This window comes from Granulicatella sp. HMSC30F09, from assembly GCF_001806915.1.
Classification (GTDB): Bacteria; Bacillota; Bacilli; order Lactobacillales; family Aerococcaceae; genus Granulicatella; species Granulicatella adiacens.
The window spans coordinates 35,441-53,380 of record NZ_KV786430.1; the positions used below are offsets into that span (position 1 = coordinate 35,441).

Sequence of the window (17,940 nt, forward strand, 5' to 3'; positions counted from 1 at the left end):
TGTTTATTGAAGTAGTATTTTTCGCCTTGTAAAAACGTTGGTGCAGCTTGCGTTCCTTCGACAGTTGGTGCTACTTCCACTTCTTGTGTGCCTTGAAGCGTCACAAAACGGGTCACCGCTTTTTCCTCTTTTTGGTTTGGCTCAACAGCTGGTTTGTCTCCTGTTACTAAATCATAGTAGTGAGTGGTAATACCATTTTCCGTTTTCGTCTGTTTATTGAAGTGATATTTCTCTCCTTGTAAGAACGTTGGAGCTGGTTGAGTTCCTTCGACCGTTTCGGCTACTTCGACTTCTTGTTCATTTTGAATCGTTACAAAGCGCGTCACCGCTTTTTCTTCTTTTTGGTTTGGCTCAACTGGAGGTTTATCGCCTGTTACTAAATCATAGTAATGCGTGGTTACCCCAGAAACTGTAGTCGTAATACCATTATAATGGTATTTTTCACCTTGTAAGAAGGCTGGCGCTTCGTGAACGCCTTCAAGCGTTGGAGAAATTTCCACTTCAGTACCGTCTTGAACGGTAACAAAACGAGTAGACTCTCTTTCTGTTGATTGAGTGTAAATAACATGGTATAGAACCGTTTGACTTCCATCACCCATTTCAACACCTTCTCCACCTGCGACTTCAACATTTTTTCCAGTCCATTGTGCTGGAATTTTTTTCTTATAATCTTCCATTAAATTCGCTGACTCAGGCCAGTACGCATTCGTTACCCCATAAAATGGATAGGCTGCTTTCCAACGAGTCGGTTTCCATCCAGATACTCTTGGATGAGGAACTTCTTTTGTCACTAAACCAACAATCTGACGTTTTTCTCCTACCCGTTCTAATACTCCTTCGCTGTTCGGACGATAATTATAATATTCATACACATCATTACTCTCTTTCGCATTGACTCGCTCTCCGTTTCGAGTAATAAATAACTCCCCATTTTCATGGAAATTTCGATATAATTCTTCCTGTTCGGCTTTTGTTAATAGTCCATCAAAATAGTAATTAGAGCTAGAATGATGTTCTAGATCTTCTACTTTTAATTTAGTGAACGTCTGTACATTGCTTGGCGCAATTTCTCGACCCGTATCATCCGCATAGGTGATATGTTGATGGTATTCCGTCTTTTTCAAGACCTTATTAGGAACTTCCGCAATCCATCTTGTTGTTTGTACTTTCGGAACACTAATCAATTCATCCGGATCTGTTTCATCCCCTTCTGGCGTTGGAACATCTAATGTATCGTAGTTTAGATCCATTGAGACGTATTCTCCAGTTTTCCCAAAGGTCGTGCTGAAAGTAAATTGATTCGTTTTGCTTGCGACAGCTACCGTTCCATAATACTTGGTTCTTCGGCTATACTGCCATCCGTATTTATCAAGACTATCACCTGCATAGTGGAAATGAGATCCGTTTTCCACATGCATATTATCGCCAACTGAATATAATTCATTTCCTTGGCGTGTAATAGAAGACCCTGGAATCGGAACAATTTCATCTTGTTCCCCAATTGTCACAGATTTCTTTTCATCTATTTGTTCATAATTAAATACAGGAACATAAACCACATGCTCATATCCCTTATCTCTACTAATATGATAATGGCCTTTGACGACTCCTTGAGCATCTGTTTCAGGAATGACTTCTTCTGTTATTTCATCGCCTAAGATTGGTGTATGTGTTTCTGTCCATCCTTGCACTCGGTGGAACGTTACTTTTTGATTTTCGTCTCGACGATAGACACTCCACTGTGACGTATATGCTTGAGAATAGTTCATATATTGATCTTCAATTTGATCATTGTATTGAATACGCGCCACTAATCCAGTAGGAGTATAGCTGTCTAAAACTTTACGACTAGTACCGTGCGTTAAATCACTAATCGCATATAAATTGCTTCCTGTATTATTCACAATTTCGTGTCCATTTTCGTCATAATAACGAATCTTCACATTAATCGTTAAAGGCTTATCCGTTACACGGTCTGCCCCAGCTGTCACACTGAGTTTTCCACCTACATTTTTAATCCAAAGTAACGCTTTTTGATCTTCGTAAGGGGAGCTGACCAATGTATACTCATGATCCATTCGAGTCACTTGCTTGCGTTCTCCATCAACGGTTAAATACGTACCTTCCAATCCTCGTTCAGAAACGGTGACCGGTTGTCCTTGTTTTAATACGGCAACTTGTCCATTTGAATGTTCTTCAGGAGCATTCGTCGTTGTTTGCACATTTTTAAAGCTCAATTCGTCTAAACTATTAATATATTTTACAGCTTCTGCAGGATAATATTCTGAAGCGGTCACGATTGTTTTAGCCCCGTATTCATACCCGCGAATCACCGTTTGATTGTTCACAGCTTGTCGTAGGTCGTTTCCTTCAAATTGGTAACTTTGAAAATCTTCCGTAGCATATTCATGTTCTTTCGATTCACGTTCATACTGTAGACGATTTGAAATGCGATTCTTTTTATAATTTTGTAATCTTTCTCGATTATTTTCAATGAAATTTTCAATGATATTAGCTTCATATGAAGATTCTCCCGAAATATCGTCGGAACGTCCGACTACGCGATCGGTATATTCAATTTCAAATCCAGCTTTTTTCGCTTTCTCAATGGCATTATAATAAGCACTCGATAACCCACTATTTGGAATATCATTCAAAACAAGGCGTTTAGTGGCTCCTTTGACCTCTACATTTCGAGGATCACTTACCCCTACATTTGTATACTCATTGGACTCTGGATGTTCCCGATTATCTTCAGGAATACGCGGAGTATTCGTACGATCTTTCTCCTGATCTTCTGGACTCACCGGTTCGAAATTTGGTCTTCCTTGATTTGGTTGATCGTTTAAAGATTCGCCAGGTTCTGGTCTGGCAACGGATTCTCTATATTCCATTTCCGTCGTTTCGCTAGCTGAAGTCGTTGGCGTAACTTGTTCTGAAGGAACTTCATCCGCAGCAACTCCGGGAAGAAGTAGTAAATTTACCCCAATCATGATTGAAAAAACACCTAAAGTGGTTTTTCTAATCGAAAATTTTTCTTTTTTCCCTAACATTTCTTTATAACTTTTCAAGTGATTTCCTCCCATTTCTATACTATTTTTAAAATAATCCCCATCGAATCAATACCCTGATTCTCATCCTACCTTTTATGATTCAATCCAGTTCCCCCAATCCCGAATAAAATATATATGTGATTCATTCACTTTAAGAAAGTGAAACTGTTTTTAAAAAATTCAATGAATCATTACACAAAATAAATTATTTTCACCAAATCTTCGAAAACACTAACAGTCCCATTTTAGTACAAATGCCTTTAAAATAAGAAATACTTTGCTTACAGCATAAAAAAGGTTCCATAATTTTTAAGGTTAACGGAAATTTCCCACCCATCTTAAAAATATATAGAACCCTTTTAATCCAAAACTCTTTCCATTTTTCCCAAAAACACTTGTCTCTTAGTTAACTGAGAAGGATTTACCCCTAACTTCAAAAACACTTGTCGAGTATTCTACTGAGAAAGATTTATGCAATCTCCTTTCAAGGCACTTGTCACGTACTCACTGAGGAGGATTTACACCCTCCTCCAAAAGCACTTGTCGCGTATTAATCTGAGAAAGCTTTACGCAATCATAAGCACCTGAAAACGAGAAACTAAAAACCTTTGGATTTTATAGTAGTCATAGTAGGAAAGAAGAATCGAAATGAATTAGAGCCCCACAGCGGGTTATCCGCCATGGGGCTCTTTGAATTCGATAGGTGAGAGACTACAGGCTCGAGCCGCTCTCCACTACCACACTCCTTGTCACCTATTCAACTGAGAAGGATTTACACAATCATAAGCACATTTTGTTCTTAAAAGAAATGGAGAATCCTGCGGGTTTATAGTGGTTGCTGTAAGAAATTGCAACCATAATGAAATAGGCTCTCTCAGCGATTTATCGCCAAGAGAGCCTTTGAATGTGGTAGGTGAGAGACTACAGGCTCGAGCCGGTGCCTTTCAGCCAACCACTATAAAATATCCCGCAGGAATTTGTAATTTCTTTTAAGAACGGAACCTTCGGTTCATTTATTATTTTTTGCGTAAACGTTCGATGTCACGCGCAATCTCAACCTCTTCATTAGTTGGGATATTTAATACTGTAACTTTCGCACCTTCAGAAGAAATGATTGCTTCTGAACGAGTATCGTTACGCTCAGGATCGATATCGCAACCGAACCAAGTTAAACCGTCGATGATACGAGCACGAATTGTCTTAGAGTTTTCACCGATACCAGCAGTGAAGACGATAGCGTCCACACCGTTCATAACAGCAACATATTGTCCAATGTATTTTTGAACACGGTCAACGAAAATTTCTACTGCAACTTTAGCATCTTCGTTTGTTGCACTTGCAGCTTCAACGTCACGCATGTCGCTTGATACACCTGAAAGGCCTAATAGACCTGATTTTTTGTTTAAGATGTCAACCATTTCATTAACGTCTGTAATGTTTAATTTGTTCATTAGGAACGCTACTAATGAAGCATCGATATCTCCAGAACGTGTTCCCATTGTAACCCCTGCAAGTGGAGTGAATCCCATAGATGTATCTACAGATTTTCCGCCATCAACCGCAGTAATTGAAGCACCGTTTCCTAAGTGGCAAGTGATAATTTTTAATTCTTCAATTGGTTTACCTAACATTTCAGCAGCGCGGCGTGAAACGTAACGGTGGCTTGTTCCGTGAGCTCCGTATTTACGAGCTTTGAATTTTTTGTAGTATTCCATTGGAATGCTGTATAAATAAGCTTTTTTAGGCATTGTTGTATGGAATGAAGTATCGAATACAGCAACACTTGTAATGTCTGGTAAGATGTGTTTGAATGCGCGCATTCCTACAGCTTCTGCTTTGTTGTGTAGTGGAGCAAATTCTGCTAAGTCTTCTACTTGTTGGATAACAGTATCATCTACTAAAGCTGAATCTTTGAATAATTCTCCCCCAGCAACGACACGGTGACCCACACCAGTGATTTCGTCGAATGAAGAAATAATGTTTAAAGCTACTAATTGTTCTAATAATTTTTCTACCGCAACTTCGTGGTTTGGAATATCTTCTACCACTTCAAATTTTTGGTCGTCTCCATAGCTAATTGAGAAGATTGAATCTCCTAATCCGATACGTTCTACTAACCCTTTAGCCACCACTTCTTCTTGTGGCATATTAAATAATTGGAATTTCAAGCTTGAACTTCCTGCATTAATCGCGATTGATTTTGACATGCACATTCTCCTTTAATTTAAAATTAAGCCCGCATCTGGGTCTAACGGATTCATTATAACATTTCTTGTGCCCATTTTTCGAATGTTAGAGTGAATTTTCTGAATTTTTCTCTGTTTTTAAATTCTGGGATATCCCCTAGAAGGACTTGGCTCACTTGTTTAGCGGATCTCCCTCGTTTTTGTACAATGAGTAAAGACTTACTAAACTGAACATCTTTAAATAAATTACGTGGGAATGCGAGCATTGCTTGTACATATGTTTCCCTTTGCAAGTAAGCCAGTAACGTTTCCCCTTCGACAGTCTCAAATAGATTAGTCGGAACGATGAATAAGCCGATTCCTGCTTCCTTCAAATAGCGAACGTGCTGTTCAATGAGTAAATGATGGGCAAAAGAATGCCCTTCTTCATTTTTTGTCTCAAAACGTGCGGCGTTCGCATCCACTGGATAGTAGCCGACTGGTAAATCACTCACTACGAAGTCTTGCGGATCCACGAGTGAATCTTGCAAGCCATCTTGTAAGGAAGTCTTCACATCCAACTGCTCTAACGCAAATGCTTGTAAGGCTAAATGAACGAGTACTTCATCATTATCAACAGCCGTCCCTTGGGCAGTTTTACCAGCAGATTGTAGGAATAACAGAATTGTACTTAGTAAGTTCCCACTTCCTGCCGCAAAGTCCGCAATTTGTAGCGTCTCGTCTTTCTTCGTCATTTGGTCAATCATATACGCCACGAGTAAGCCAATCGCATCCGGAGTCATTTGATGGTTGGTTTGTAAGCCATCTTCTTTAGCAGCTTTCAAGAACGCGAATTGAATCATCCGGCGAATTTCTTCACTCGAATAGCTTGTTAAATCTAATTGTTTATACGCTTTGTTTAATTCTTGGACCACTTCGTTCCTTGGCAGGCCTTCGACTTGTTGCGCAGTGTTGTTATTAACGATATTTTGTAACGTCTCACCAAGAGCCTCTACATTCGAATAACCGATTTCTTGTTGAAGTAGCTCCACTGCTTTGGCCAATTCCTCGAACGCTTGAATTTCTTTTCCCGCTTCGATAAAAATCCCTCCTTCTATTTTTTAAGAATTTCTCTGCTTTGAATAATATGAAATAGGTTCATTCACATTTTTTGCTAACAAAACTACGAAGAACGTTCAGATTCTATAATAGAAATACTAGCGATTGTACTCAATGTGAATGACTGACTCTGGAAATTCATTTCCTAGAGTCAGTTTGAAGCTTGAGAGGAAGGAAGACGCAAGACTTCCTCCGATACAGCTAGTATAGCAATTATAGAGAAATCTGGAAAGTTCGCAGTAGTTTTGTCACTTCTCAAATTTCCTAAAAAAAAAGATGTGACTGAATGTCACATCCTACTCATTATTATTCAGCAGCAACTACTGGATAAACTGATACTTGTTTTTTGTCACGGCCTTTACGTTCGAAACGTACGATTCCGTCAACTTTAGCAAATAAAGTATCGTCTCCACCTCTACCTACGTTTTCACCTGGATGGATTTTTGTTCCACGTTGGCGGAATAAGATTGAACCACCTGAAACGAATTGTCCATCAGCACGTTTAGCACCTAAACGTTTTGCTTGTGAGTCACGTCCGTTTGATGTAGAACCGCCCCCTTTTTTATGGGCGAATAATTGTAAATTCACTTTTAACATAGTTGTGCACCTCCTTGATTGATTATGCAACAGTTACAGCTAGAAAGTCTTGATATTCTGATTGAATATCTTCTAACCCTAGTAATAGACTATTTAATAAAATTTGAGTTGTATGTTCTTGGTCTTTCGTCAAGTCCTCTACAACTTCCATGTATAAGTAACCACCTTCAACCTCGTCGACTTCGACAATCGGTTGATATCCTGCTAACTTCTCTATGCTGTTCACAGTTGTAATGGCGAGAGCCGATACCCCTGCGCAAACGATATCCGAACCATGTTCACTATAGTTTGCATGTCCAGTCATTTCAAAGGAAACAATTCGCTGGTTCTTTTTGTGTACAGTCACTTGAATCATCGTGATTAAGCGTTGATTGCGTCAATAACAACTTTTGTATAAGGTTGACGGTGACCTTGTTTACGGTGTGAGTCTTTACGACGTTTGTATTTGAAAGTTACAACTTTCTTTTGACGGCCTTGTTTTTCAACAGTTCCTTCAACAGTTGCACCTGCTACGAATGGAGCACCAACTTTAACGTCATCTCCACCTACAAATACTACTTCTTCGAAAGTTACTTTGTCGCCAGCTTCTGCGTTTAATTTTTCAACGTAGATTGCTTGACCAACTTCAACTTTAACTTGTTTTCCACCAGTTTTTACGATTGCGTACATATTGCACCTCCTATATTTTAGACTAAGACTCGCCAGTTTAAAGTGCCGATTCCGGTCTTTTGTACTCTAATCCGAGCGGTTGTAGCTGTGGTGCTTCACAATTAAAACACGACTATTTTAGCAAAAATGTACGCCCCCGTCAACCATTGTGACTAGCATCTCCGTATGTTCCTTTTGAAGCTTTTGAGGTGAGAGACTAGAGGCTCAAGCCGGTGCCTCATTGCAGTTACTATAAATAAACCCTTCAGTGTTCGAAGTTTCACCCACCATTTCTATTCCATCCTCTTTTTATAAAACAGTTCAAAACTGCTAAAAAAAGTGTTCAAAACGGAAAACACGAAGGATTTTATAATAGCAGTAATGGGAAATCGTATTAAATGCGAATTAATGGTCGTAGGAATTTATTCCGTACGACCATTTTGAGGCTTTAAAGTCGAGAGACTACAGACTCGAGACGGTACCCCATTACAGCTATTATAAATAAATCCTTCAGTGTTTGGAGTTTTGAACTTCGTTCACTTTTGTCGGGGAGCACCTTGCGGTGTTTTGTTATAAAAAGAAAAAGAGGGGTGAAAAACTTTCACCCCTCTTCCTTTGATTACATCATGCCCATACCCGGATCCATCCCTGGCATTGGTGGCGCTACTGGAGCTGGTTTATCAGCTACCACAGCTTCTGTTGTTAATAATAATGCTGAAACAGATGCAGCATTTTGTAGTGCAGAACGTGTTACTTTCGTTGGGTCAACAATACCTGCTTCAATCATGTTTACCCATTCATCTGTAGCAGCATTGTATCCAATGCCTTTTTCTTCAGATTTCAAACGAGCAACAATGACTGAACCTTCAAGGCCGGCATTTTCTGCGATTTGACGTAATGGTTCTTCTAATGAACGAGATACGATTTTCGCACCTGTAGCTAGGTCTCCTTCTAATTCAAGAGCATCTACTACTTTTTGAACGTTCACAAGGGCTGTTCCCCCACCTGAAACGATACCTTCTTCAACCGCTGCGCGAGTTGCGTTTAAGGCATCTTCAATGCGAAGTTTTTTCTCTTTTAATTCTGTTTCAGTAGCGGCACCGACTTTAATTACGGCAACCCCACCTGATAACTTAGCAAGACGTTCAAGTAATTTTTCACGGTCAAAATCACTTGTTGTATCTTGTGCTTGTGCGCGAATTAAAGCAACACGGTTCGCGATTAAGTCTTTAGAACCTGCGCCTTCCACGATTGTAGTGCTGTCTTTAGAAACCACAACTTTACCAGCTGTCCCTAATTGCGCTAATGTTGCGTCTTTTAATTCTAAGCCAAGGTCTTCTGTAATGACTTGAGCTCCTGTTAACACAGCGATATCTTCTAACATCGCTTTACGACGGTCACCGAATCCTGGAGCTTTTACAGCTACCACGTTAAATGTTCCGCGTAATTTGTTTAATACTAGTGTTGGTAAAGCTTCGCCATCCACGTCATCCGCGATGATTAATAACGCACGTCCTTGTTGAACAATTTGTTCTAATAATGGAATGATTTCTTGGATGTTTGACACTTTTTTATCTGTGATCAAGATAAATGGATTATCTAAAGTTGCAATCATCTTGTCGTTATCAGTTACCATGTATTGTGATAAGTAACCACGGTCAAATTGCATTCCTTCTACAACATCTAATTCTGTTTCAATCCCTTTAGATTCTTCGATTGTGATAACGCCGTCGTTACCTACTTTTTCCATAGCTTCAGCGATTAATTCTCCGACTTCAGCTGAACCTGAAGAAATAGCCGCCACTTGTGCGATGGCTTCTTTTGATTCTACTGGACGAGAAATGCGGTGTAATTCTTCAACCGCCGCTTTTGTCGCAAGTTCAATCCCTCGACGAATGCCTACTGGGTTTGCTCCAGCTGTTACGTTTTTCAATCCTTCACGAACGATGGCTTGTGTTAAAACAGTCGCTGTTGTTGTACCGTCACCGGCAATATCATTTGTTTTTGAAGCCACTTCAGCTACGAGTTTTGCACCCATGTTTTCGAAGTGATCTTCTAATTCGATTTCTTTGGCGATTGTGACCCCATCATTTGTAATGAGTGGAGACCCGAATGCTTTTTCTAATACGACATTACGTCCTTTTGGTCCTAATGTTACTTTTACTGTGTTTGCTAAAACGTCCACACCGCGAAGCATGGCACTTCTTGCGTCTTCTGCAAATTTAATATCTTTCACCATAATTGTATCCCCCTTTATTCAACAATTGCGATAATGTCTTTTTCTTTCACGATGATATATTCTTGACCATCTAATTTTACTTCTGTTCCTGAATATTTTTCAAATACAACTTTATCGCCAACCGACACTTGACGGTCTTCTGAAGCAGTGAATTCGCTTGTTGCGATTACTTTTGCAAATTGTAATTTTTCTTGAGCAGTGGTTGGTAGGAATAATCCACCAGCCGTTTTTTCTTCTTGCTCTACCATTTGAATAACAACTCTATCTTTTAAAGGCTTTAACATATAAAATCCTCCTTACTCTTTTTTAGCACTCGAAAACCATGAGTGCTAACTCATAGTTTTATAATACTCATTTGGTCAGGAAAAATCAAGAATAAATACTTGCTTATTTCTCAAGAATTATGTAAGATTTTGACAAGAAAGGATGATTGTAATGCCTAGAAAAATTTTCTTTAGAAAACTCTATTTTGAAATTGCATTAGCTGTCTTCTTTATCTTTCTAGCAACCTCTCATTATCCTGGAAATGGATTTGATTTTGTGACCTTATTCTGTTGCTTATTTGCAACCAACAGTATCGTAACTAGTATTAATATGCTTCGAACGTACAATGAATTAAAGAAACTGGCTAATATCATGGAAGATTTCCAAATGGATGATGACCCTCTAGACGATAAAGATCCAGAAGAAAAGCACTAATCACTGCATAAACGCATTCGATTAGTGCTTTTTATGTTTTTTAAATCTTATTTTAGATGAAAAGCTCTTATTTCTTACTGCCTATTTTTTATCAAGTCAGAGACTTCCTTTGAGTATCCCGTTGAGGAATGTTCGAATTGTCCTGTATTCAGATTTTTAGTCAAACTAAAACTCACGCTTAATTTTTTATCGGAGTTTAAGTATATTTTAAAGTTAATTCCTCCCATAGGGTTATGCTGAATAGACTCAACATCAATTTCATAGGACTCAATAGCGCCACCTTCTTCTAACGCTTTATGATCTAGATCTTTTAATTGATTCTCAATAAATTCTCTCACTTGCGCACTTTGAACTAAAGTGACCATTTCATGCTTTTTCACTAGATTCCACGTTACAAATCCACCGATGATTAACGCGATTACCGCAACGATTCCAAGCATTCCACTACTGAATTTCTTCATCATTATTCCCAGCCTCCCTTTACATTTAAAGGTTCTACTTGTTTTGTATAGTATATCATGAATTTCCTCATTTCTGAATACTCTCTTTGTCATACAAAAAAGACACCCTTTACGGATGCCTTTCAACTGATTATTTTTGATTGTCCAAAAAGTAGATTAGAGTTTGAAGTTCGTTTGTTAAGTCTACGTTTTGAACTCGAACGTTTTCTGGAGCGTTTAATCGAATTGGTGTGAAGTTTAAAATGCCTCGAACATTTGCTTCTACAATACGATCTGCTGTATCTTGAGCTACATCTTGAGGAACCGTTAGAATCGCTACTTGAATTTGTTGAACTTTTAATTGTTCAATCATTTCATCCATGCTATACACAGGTACTCCTGTTTGAATCGTTCCGACGATATCAGGGTTCACATCAAATGCTGCACTGATTCGAACATTGTTGCTTTGGTGGAAATTGTAGTTTAGTAACGCTTGTCCTAATTTACCAACACCTACTAAAGCTACATTTGTTAAGCGATCTTGGTTTAATGTATGGCTGAAGAATTCTAATAAGTACTCTACATCATATCCATATCCACGTTTTCCTAAAGCTCCAAAATAAGAAAAATCACGACGAATTGTTGCGCTATCTACTTTTACAGCTTCACTTAATTCTGTTGATGAAATACGACGTTTTCCTGCATCATGCAAGAAACGTAAATAACGATGATAAATGGCCAAACGTTTTGCAGTTGCACGTGGCACTTCAATTTCTTTCATTTCTTTATAATCTTTCATGTCTAAGACTCCTTTTCTTTTACATCCATGCGTATTCTATCACAACGATATGAATTTTCACAAATACTTTGTTTGCTCCTCACTTACTCCTATAAAATCCGCTTATATACAGCAATACTTGTACGATTTTATTCACAACCTGTTGTTTGTGAATGTGAAAACAATCTTGAATTCTTTTCAATATTGTCCACCTCTTTTTTATGATAAAATGAGATGAATACTCACTGAAAGGACCTATCATGATACTACTACAAGGACAAGGACTCGCTCGAACTTTTGCAGATGAAGTCCTATTTGAAAATATTACGATTCATATTCAAGAAAATTCGCGGATTGCCATCGTTGGGCGTAATGGTACTGGAAAATCAACGCTCTTAAAAATGTTGGCGGGTATCGAAGAACCTTCAATGGGAAGTGTCTCAAAGAAAAAAGACCTATCCATCGGTTACTTAGACCAATATGCGGCCATCGATTCAACGAAAACCGTTTGGGAAGAGATGATTCATCTCTACGAAGACGTAGAAATTTTGAAGAAACAAGCACAAAAAGCAGCTGAGCAACTCGGTGATCCTGACCTTCTTGGAGACCCCGTAGCCTACGAACTCGCCTTAAAACGCTATGACCAACTGCAAGAAGAATTGAACCAAAAGAACGCGTATGGATACGAATCCGAAATCCGTACCGTACTTCATGGATTCCGTTTCTATCCAGAAGACTACGACCAACCGATTCAATCGCTCTCTGGTGGTCAACGAACTCGGTTAGCCTTAGCGCGTATTTTATTAGAGAAACACGATTTACTGATTTTAGACGAACCGACGAACCACCTGGATATTGAAACCTTAACATGGCTAGAGGATTATTTACGCTCTTCCAATTGCGCTCTTGTGATCGTATCCCACGACCAATATTTCTTAGATCGCGTGTGTAATGAAGTTTACGAAATCAGCCATAAAGCCTGTGAATATTACAAAGGAAACTACTCGCACTATTTAGAGGAACGTGAACAACGCTATTTACTCAAGCAAAAAGCTTACGAGAAGCAGCAACAAGAAATTCACGACTTAGAAGAATTCATCGCGAAGAACTTGGTGCGCGCCTCAACTACAAAACGTGCGCAATCCCGTCGTAAAAAATTAGAGAAAATGGAACGATTGGAGAAACCAAAAGGAGATCAGCGCTCTGCTCGATTTGAATTTACAGTGGAACGCGAATCCGGAAACCAAGTATTACAAGTAAACGATGCTTATATCGGTTACGACCACGAAGCCTTGAGCGGTCCGATTTCCTTCCAACTTCGCAAGCGTGAAGCCATCGCGATTGTAGGGCCTAACGGAATTGGGAAATCAACCCTCTTGAAGTCGATTACGGGTGAACTTCCTTTAATCAAAGGATCGATTGACTTAGGAGCTGGCGTTCAAGTTGGTTACTATGACCAAAACTTGGCTGGCCTCTCTACCAACCAAACAGTTCTAGAAGAGCTTTGGTCTCGTCATTCAACGATGCCTGAAAAAGATGTGCGTTCGATTCTTGGAAGTTTCCTATTCTCCGGAAGTGATGTTGAAAAAACAACCGCTCAACTCAGTGGGGGTGAAAAAGCCCGACTAGCCCTTTGCAAATTGTCACTGGAGCATGATAATTTCCTACTGCTCGACGAACCAACCAACCACTTGGATATCGACAGTAAAGAAGTATTGGAGGATGCCCTCATCGACTACGATGGTACGATTTGTTTCGTATCCCATGACCGTTTCTTTATCAACAAGGTCGCAACGGCCATTCTTGAAATCGAAGAAACAGGAAGCACACTCTACCTTGGCGACTACGACTACTATCTCGAAAAAAAACAAGAAAAAGAAGAACTCGCCGCACTGCAAGAAGCCAAGAGTGCTGAAGCAACAAGCGCTCAGCCGATGACAGAAGCCAAAGCTAGCTATCACGCCTCTAAAGAAGAGCAACGTCAAATCCGCACGCTCACTCGACGTATCGAGCAACTCGAAACCGAAATGCACGATATCGAAACAGCGTTAGAAAAAGTCCACGAGGCCATGACACTGGAGGAAAACTATTCCGATCCAGATAAATCTGCCACCCTCTCAACCGAAGAAGGCGCCCTTCTTGATCGCCAAGAAACCCTTCTCGCCGAATGGGAAGAAGCTTCACTAGCTTTAGAAGAATTCAATCAATAATCGTTTGAAATTATCATATATGATAATTTTCTACTTTCAGCCATTCAAAGAAGCGTAGACCCTTTTTATAGAGTCTACGCTTCTTTTTAGTTTAATGTTTCCACTGACTTTGATAGAGATTGTAGTAAAACCCACGTTGCTCCATCAAGCTGGCATGATTTCCTTTTTCAATGACATGTCCGTCTTTTAAAACGAGAATCATATCGGCTGTACGAATCGTCGACAAGCGGTGCGCCACAATAAAGCTCGTGCGCCCTTCCATCAAATGTTGGAAGGCTTCTTGAATCTTCAACTCGGTACGCGTATCGATGGAAGACGTTGCTTCATCGAGAATCAGCATATTCGGTTGTTCCATCATGACACGCGCGATGCAGAGCAATTGTTTTTGCCCTTGTGAGAAATCCCCACCGTCATCCGAAATCACCGTATCATACCCTTGCGGCAGACGGCTGACGAATCCATGAATATGACAGAGTTTAGCGATACGAATCATCTCTTCTTCGCTAATCGTCGGTTTCCCCATCGTGATATTTTCACGGACAGTTCCTGTTTGAAGCCATGTTTCTTGAAGCACCATTCCAAATCCATTACGCAGTGAATGACGGGCGATGCCTTCAATCGAATGGCCATCGATGGCTAATTTCCCACTAGTAATCTCATAGAAACGCATCAATAAGTTAATTAACGTCGTCTTCCCACTTCCGGTTGGACCGACAATCGCCACGCGTTGCCCTGGTTTGACATCCAGCGAGAAGTCTTCAATCAGCGGTTGGCCTTTCACATAAGAGAAGTCCACATGGCTAAATTCCACCGCTCCATCAAAGGTTTCAGGAGAGACCGCACCTTCTCGTTCTGGACGTTCAGACGGTTGTTCCAACAGTTCAAATACACGGTTGGCACAAGCAATCGCATTTTGAAGTTCGGTAATAACCCCTGAGATTTCATTGAATGGTTTCGTATATTGGTTGGCGTAACTGAGGAAGGCTGATAATTGACCGACCGTCACGCCACCGCTAATCACGAAGAACGCTCCGAACACACCCACACTGGTATAGACGATGCTATTAACAAAGCGCGTTGCCGGATTGGTAATGCTCGAGAAGAAAATAGCCTTAAGCGATACATCTGTTAGGTCTTTATTAATCGCTGAGAAGTCCTCGATGACTTTCTCTTGTTGCTGGAAGGCTGTGACCACTCGTGTCCCCTCAATCATCTCATTCATATAGGCGGTTTGGTCTCCACGAATTTCCGATTGTTGTTTAAAGAAATGATAGGATTTTTTTGCGACAAAGCTGGCCATTACAAAGGATACTGGCGTTATCACCACTACCACAAGCGTCAATGTCACATTCACGCTCAGCATAAACACTAAGGTTCCTAGTATCGTCATCACACCCGTGAATAACTGCGTGAATCCCATTAGTAATCCATCTGCAAATTGATCCGCATCCGCGATGATACGGCTCTCGATTTCTCCAGCTGGATGAATATCTAAATAACTGAGCGGTAATGTCTCGATTTTTTCAAGCGCGTCTCTTCGAAGGTCACGTACAACCGAGTACGTCATCTTGTTATTGCTGAGGTTCATAAACCACTGCGCAATAGCTGCCATGGCCGTAAAAAGTGCAATCTGCCATAGGATGGCAAATAGTCCTTCATAGAAGACTTGCCCGGTGTCCAGCATTTGGTCCACGGCTTCCCCGACTAATTTTGGAATCATTAACGTCCCAAATACATTCACACTTGCCAAAAGAATGGACGCTACAAAGTAGATACGGTAGCGACGGATGTAGCGGAGGACTTTACGAATCGTTTCCCATTGAGTTGTCTGTCTCATGCTTCATCCTCCTTTGGAAATTGTGAATAGTAAATTTCTTGATAAATTTCGTTGTTTGCTAATAGCTCTTCATGTGTGCCCTTGCCGACCAGATTCCCTTCGTCTAACACGAGGATTAAGTCCGCGTACTGCACTGAAGCCGCCCGTTGCGACACGATAAAGGTTGTTGGACATGGCGTTTGGTTCTTGATGGCCTCACGTAATTTTGCATCGGTCGCAAAGTCTAAAGCCGAAGCACTATCATCTAAAATTAAAATCGGTGCTTGTTTAGCAATCGCACGGGCAATCGTCATCCGTTGTTTTTGCCCACCGGATAAGTTGCGTCCATTTTGTTCGATGCCATAATCCAGTCCGCCTTCTTTCGTTTCAACAAATTCGCTGGCTTGAGCGACACCGAGTGCCTGTTCTACGACTTCACTTGAAGCAGATGCATTTCCAAAACGGACATTGTCGGCAATCGTTCCACGGAAGAGTTGCGCCTTTTGCAAGACCATTCCGACCGCCCCACGAATCGAAGCAAAACGGTAGTCACGAACGTCATTGCCGAATACTTCAACTTTCCCTTCTGTCGCATCATAGAAACGAGGAATCATATTCACAAGAGACGATTTCCCGCTACCAGTCCCCCCGATAACGCCGATAGTTTGGCCTTTCAACGCGGTAAATGAAATATGGTTGAGCGCTGCATTTTGGTCTCCTTGATATGTCAACGTCACGTCTTTAAACGCCACTGCTACATCGCTATCTGGATTGACATCTTGGGTGCCTTCGACCATATCCGGTTCCATCGATAAAATATTGTCGATACGCTCAGCACTCGCAACGGATTTCGTCATTAACACGATAAGATTGGCTAATTTTACAAGCTCCACTAGAATTTGTGACATATAGTTTGTTAAAGCGATGACGTCCCCTTTTGACAACGTTCCTGTATCCACTTTTATCGCTCCACTATATAAAATGACGATAAGCGCTACATTCACAATCACAAACGTAATAGGATTCATAGCTCCTGATAGAGCACTCACCTTTTGCTGCGCCTGATTCAATGCTTCGGTATCTTCTCTAAACGACTGAATTTCTTTTTCTTCACGGTTAAATGCTCGAATCACACGAACGCCTAGTAAATTCTCGTGCACGAGACGCATAATACGATCTAGTTGCCCTTGAACACGGCGATACATTGGAATCGTCCAATAAATAATTCCGAATACAACGACTGCTAAAATCGGCACCGTAATGGCAAACGTCCACGCCATTTCCACATTCACGACAAACGCCATCACGATCGCCCCACCAACGATAAACGGTGAACGTAGCAACAAACGAAGCGCGATGTTTAACCCATTTTGCACAAGATTCATATCGCTCGTCAAACGCGTCAGTAAAGTGTCATTTCCCAGCGCATCGAGTTGCGAAAAACTGAAGTATTGAATTTTTGAAAAAAGCGCCTGTCTCACATCGGCCGTAAATCCAGTCGCCGCTTTAGCTGCATAATATTGGGCCGTAATGGACACGACGACCCCGAAAATTCCAAGGACGATTAAAATGGCACCTTGACCAAGGATTAAAGAGGGATCTTGGTTTCCAATCCCTTTGTCAATGATGACCGCCATAATTAGCGGCACTAATAACTCCAAAATTGCTTCGAATAATTTGAATAGAGGTGCCAATATCGTCTCCTTTAGATATGGCTTTAAATAAGGTTTTAATCGATTCACAATCATACTTCCTTTTACATCAATAGTACTTTCATTGTATCACAATTTATGCCGTGCAAAAGCAGAACCCCTCGCTTCCTGTTTTTGATTATAAAAGATGTAACAATTATGTTACGTAACAAAAATGTGACATTCACTTTTAATTTCCTAAAGATGCATCATTTTTAATACGTATCATAAACGATACATCTCATTTTTCCATCCTCAACAAAACCTTTTTTAACCTAACCGTTGAGTGTAGTGGAGTAAATAATCATTAGAAGACTGGGCAACTTTTGCTTATTAGAAAGTTGATTACGAAAAATCTTACGGATTCTATAATAGCAATAACGTGGGATAGCATTAAATGCGCAAAAGGGAGCGTAGGAATTTTATTCCGTAACTAAAGAACTTATATAATGTGACGCAGTAGCTGATTGAATTAAGCTTCATCA

At 40.3% G+C, this 17,940-nt stretch carries 14 protein-coding genes and 1 other annotated feature; of the genes, 2 read left to right on the plus strand and 12 right to left on the minus strand.

The features are described 5' to 3' along the window. From HMPREF3103_RS07020 to groES, 8 genes are all read right to left on the minus strand, one after another. Nucleotides 1–3,071: GbpC/Spa domain-containing protein (locus tag HMPREF3103_RS07020; RefSeq protein WP_168132851.1), on the minus strand; the 3,071-nt coding region annotated here is incomplete at its 3' end. A 998-nt stretch (nucleotides 3,072–4,069) separates the two neighbouring features. After that, on the minus strand, nucleotides 4,070–5,260 hold the full coding sequence (locus HMPREF3103_RS07025) for an acetate/propionate family kinase (protein ID WP_070438650.1): 1,191 nt from the start codon (nucleotides 5,258–5,260) through the stop codon (nucleotides 4,070–4,072). 53 nt (nucleotides 5,261–5,313) lie between these two features. Beyond that, nucleotides 5,314–6,282, minus strand: a complete 969-nt coding sequence (locus tag HMPREF3103_RS07030) for a class I SAM-dependent methyltransferase (protein WP_083278761.1) — start codon at nucleotides 6,280–6,282, stop codon at nucleotides 5,314–5,316. Between the two features lie 361 nt (nucleotides 6,283–6,643). Continuing rightward, nucleotides 6,644–6,934, minus strand: a complete 291-nt coding sequence (gene rpmA, locus HMPREF3103_RS07035) for a 50S ribosomal protein L27 (protein ID WP_005607260.1) — start codon at nucleotides 6,932–6,934, stop codon at nucleotides 6,644–6,646. Between the two features lie 22 nt (nucleotides 6,935–6,956). Further along, the gene (locus tag HMPREF3103_RS07040) at nucleotides 6,957–7,289 is read right to left on the minus strand and encodes a ribosomal-processing cysteine protease Prp (protein WP_070438655.1); all 333 of its coding nucleotides are present in this window, start codon (nucleotides 7,287–7,289) and stop codon (nucleotides 6,957–6,959) included. 5 nt (nucleotides 7,290–7,294) lie between these two features. Next, entirely contained in the window at nucleotides 7,295–7,603 is a 309-nt protein-coding gene (rplU, locus tag HMPREF3103_RS07045) for a 50S ribosomal protein L21 (protein ID WP_005607264.1), read from the minus strand. Between the two features lie 15 nt (nucleotides 7,604–7,618). After that, nucleotides 7,619–7,694, minus strand: a sequence feature (ribosomal protein L21 leader region). Between the two features lie 507 nt (nucleotides 7,695–8,201). Continuing rightward, a complete protein-coding gene (gene groL, locus HMPREF3103_RS07050) occupies nucleotides 8,202–9,821 on the minus strand; it encodes a chaperonin GroEL (protein WP_070438658.1) in 1,620 nt (539 codons plus the stop codon). A 14-nt stretch (nucleotides 9,822–9,835) separates the two neighbouring features. Further along, nucleotides 9,836–10,105: a co-chaperone GroES gene (groES, locus tag HMPREF3103_RS07055; protein ID WP_070438661.1), complete on the minus strand. Its 270-nt coding sequence runs from the start codon at nucleotides 10,103–10,105 to the stop codon at nucleotides 9,836–9,838. 151 nt (nucleotides 10,106–10,256) lie between these two features. Here groES and HMPREF3103_RS07060 point away from each other — a divergent pair, with 151 nt between their 5' ends. Next, nucleotides 10,257–10,520 carry a hypothetical protein gene (locus tag HMPREF3103_RS07060; protein WP_070438664.1) on the plus strand — a complete coding sequence of 88 codons (264 nt, stop codon included), beginning with the start codon at nucleotides 10,257–10,259 and terminating at the stop codon, nucleotides 10,518–10,520. 74 nt (nucleotides 10,521–10,594) lie between these two features. Here the strand turns inward: HMPREF3103_RS07060 and HMPREF3103_RS07065 are convergent, their stop codons facing one another. Together HMPREF3103_RS07065 and HMPREF3103_RS07070 are read right to left on the minus strand one after the other, a co-directional pair. Beyond that, entirely contained in the window at nucleotides 10,595–10,984 is a 390-nt protein-coding gene (locus HMPREF3103_RS07065) for a DUF1310 family protein (RefSeq protein ID WP_083278762.1), read from the minus strand. 127 nt (nucleotides 10,985–11,111) lie between these two features. Then, nucleotides 11,112–11,741 carry a redox-sensing transcriptional repressor Rex gene (locus HMPREF3103_RS07070; RefSeq protein WP_039849269.1) on the minus strand — a complete coding sequence of 210 codons (630 nt, stop codon included), beginning with the start codon at nucleotides 11,739–11,741 and terminating at the stop codon, nucleotides 11,112–11,114. Nucleotides 11,742–11,998: 257 nt separating this feature from the next. Between HMPREF3103_RS07070 and HMPREF3103_RS07075 the strand changes: the two genes are divergently transcribed. Beyond that, nucleotides 11,999–13,948: an ABC-F family ATP-binding cassette domain-containing protein gene (locus HMPREF3103_RS07075; protein WP_070438667.1), complete on the plus strand. Its 1,950-nt coding sequence runs from the start codon at nucleotides 11,999–12,001 to the stop codon at nucleotides 13,946–13,948. Nucleotides 13,949–14,039: 91 nt separating this feature from the next. Here HMPREF3103_RS07075 and HMPREF3103_RS07080 read toward each other — a convergent pair whose 3' ends face one another. Continuing rightward, entirely contained in the window at nucleotides 14,040–15,785 is a 1,746-nt protein-coding gene (locus HMPREF3103_RS07080; protein WP_070438670.1) for an ABC transporter ATP-binding protein, read from the minus strand. Then, complete coding sequence (locus HMPREF3103_RS07085; protein WP_070438673.1) at nucleotides 15,782–17,512, minus strand: ABC transporter ATP-binding protein; 1,731 nt, start codon at nucleotides 17,510–17,512, stop codon at nucleotides 15,782–15,784. Before HMPREF3103_RS07085 ends, HMPREF3103_RS07080 begins: the two co-directional genes overlap by 4 nt. Nucleotides 17,513–17,940 lie beyond the last annotated feature (428 nt).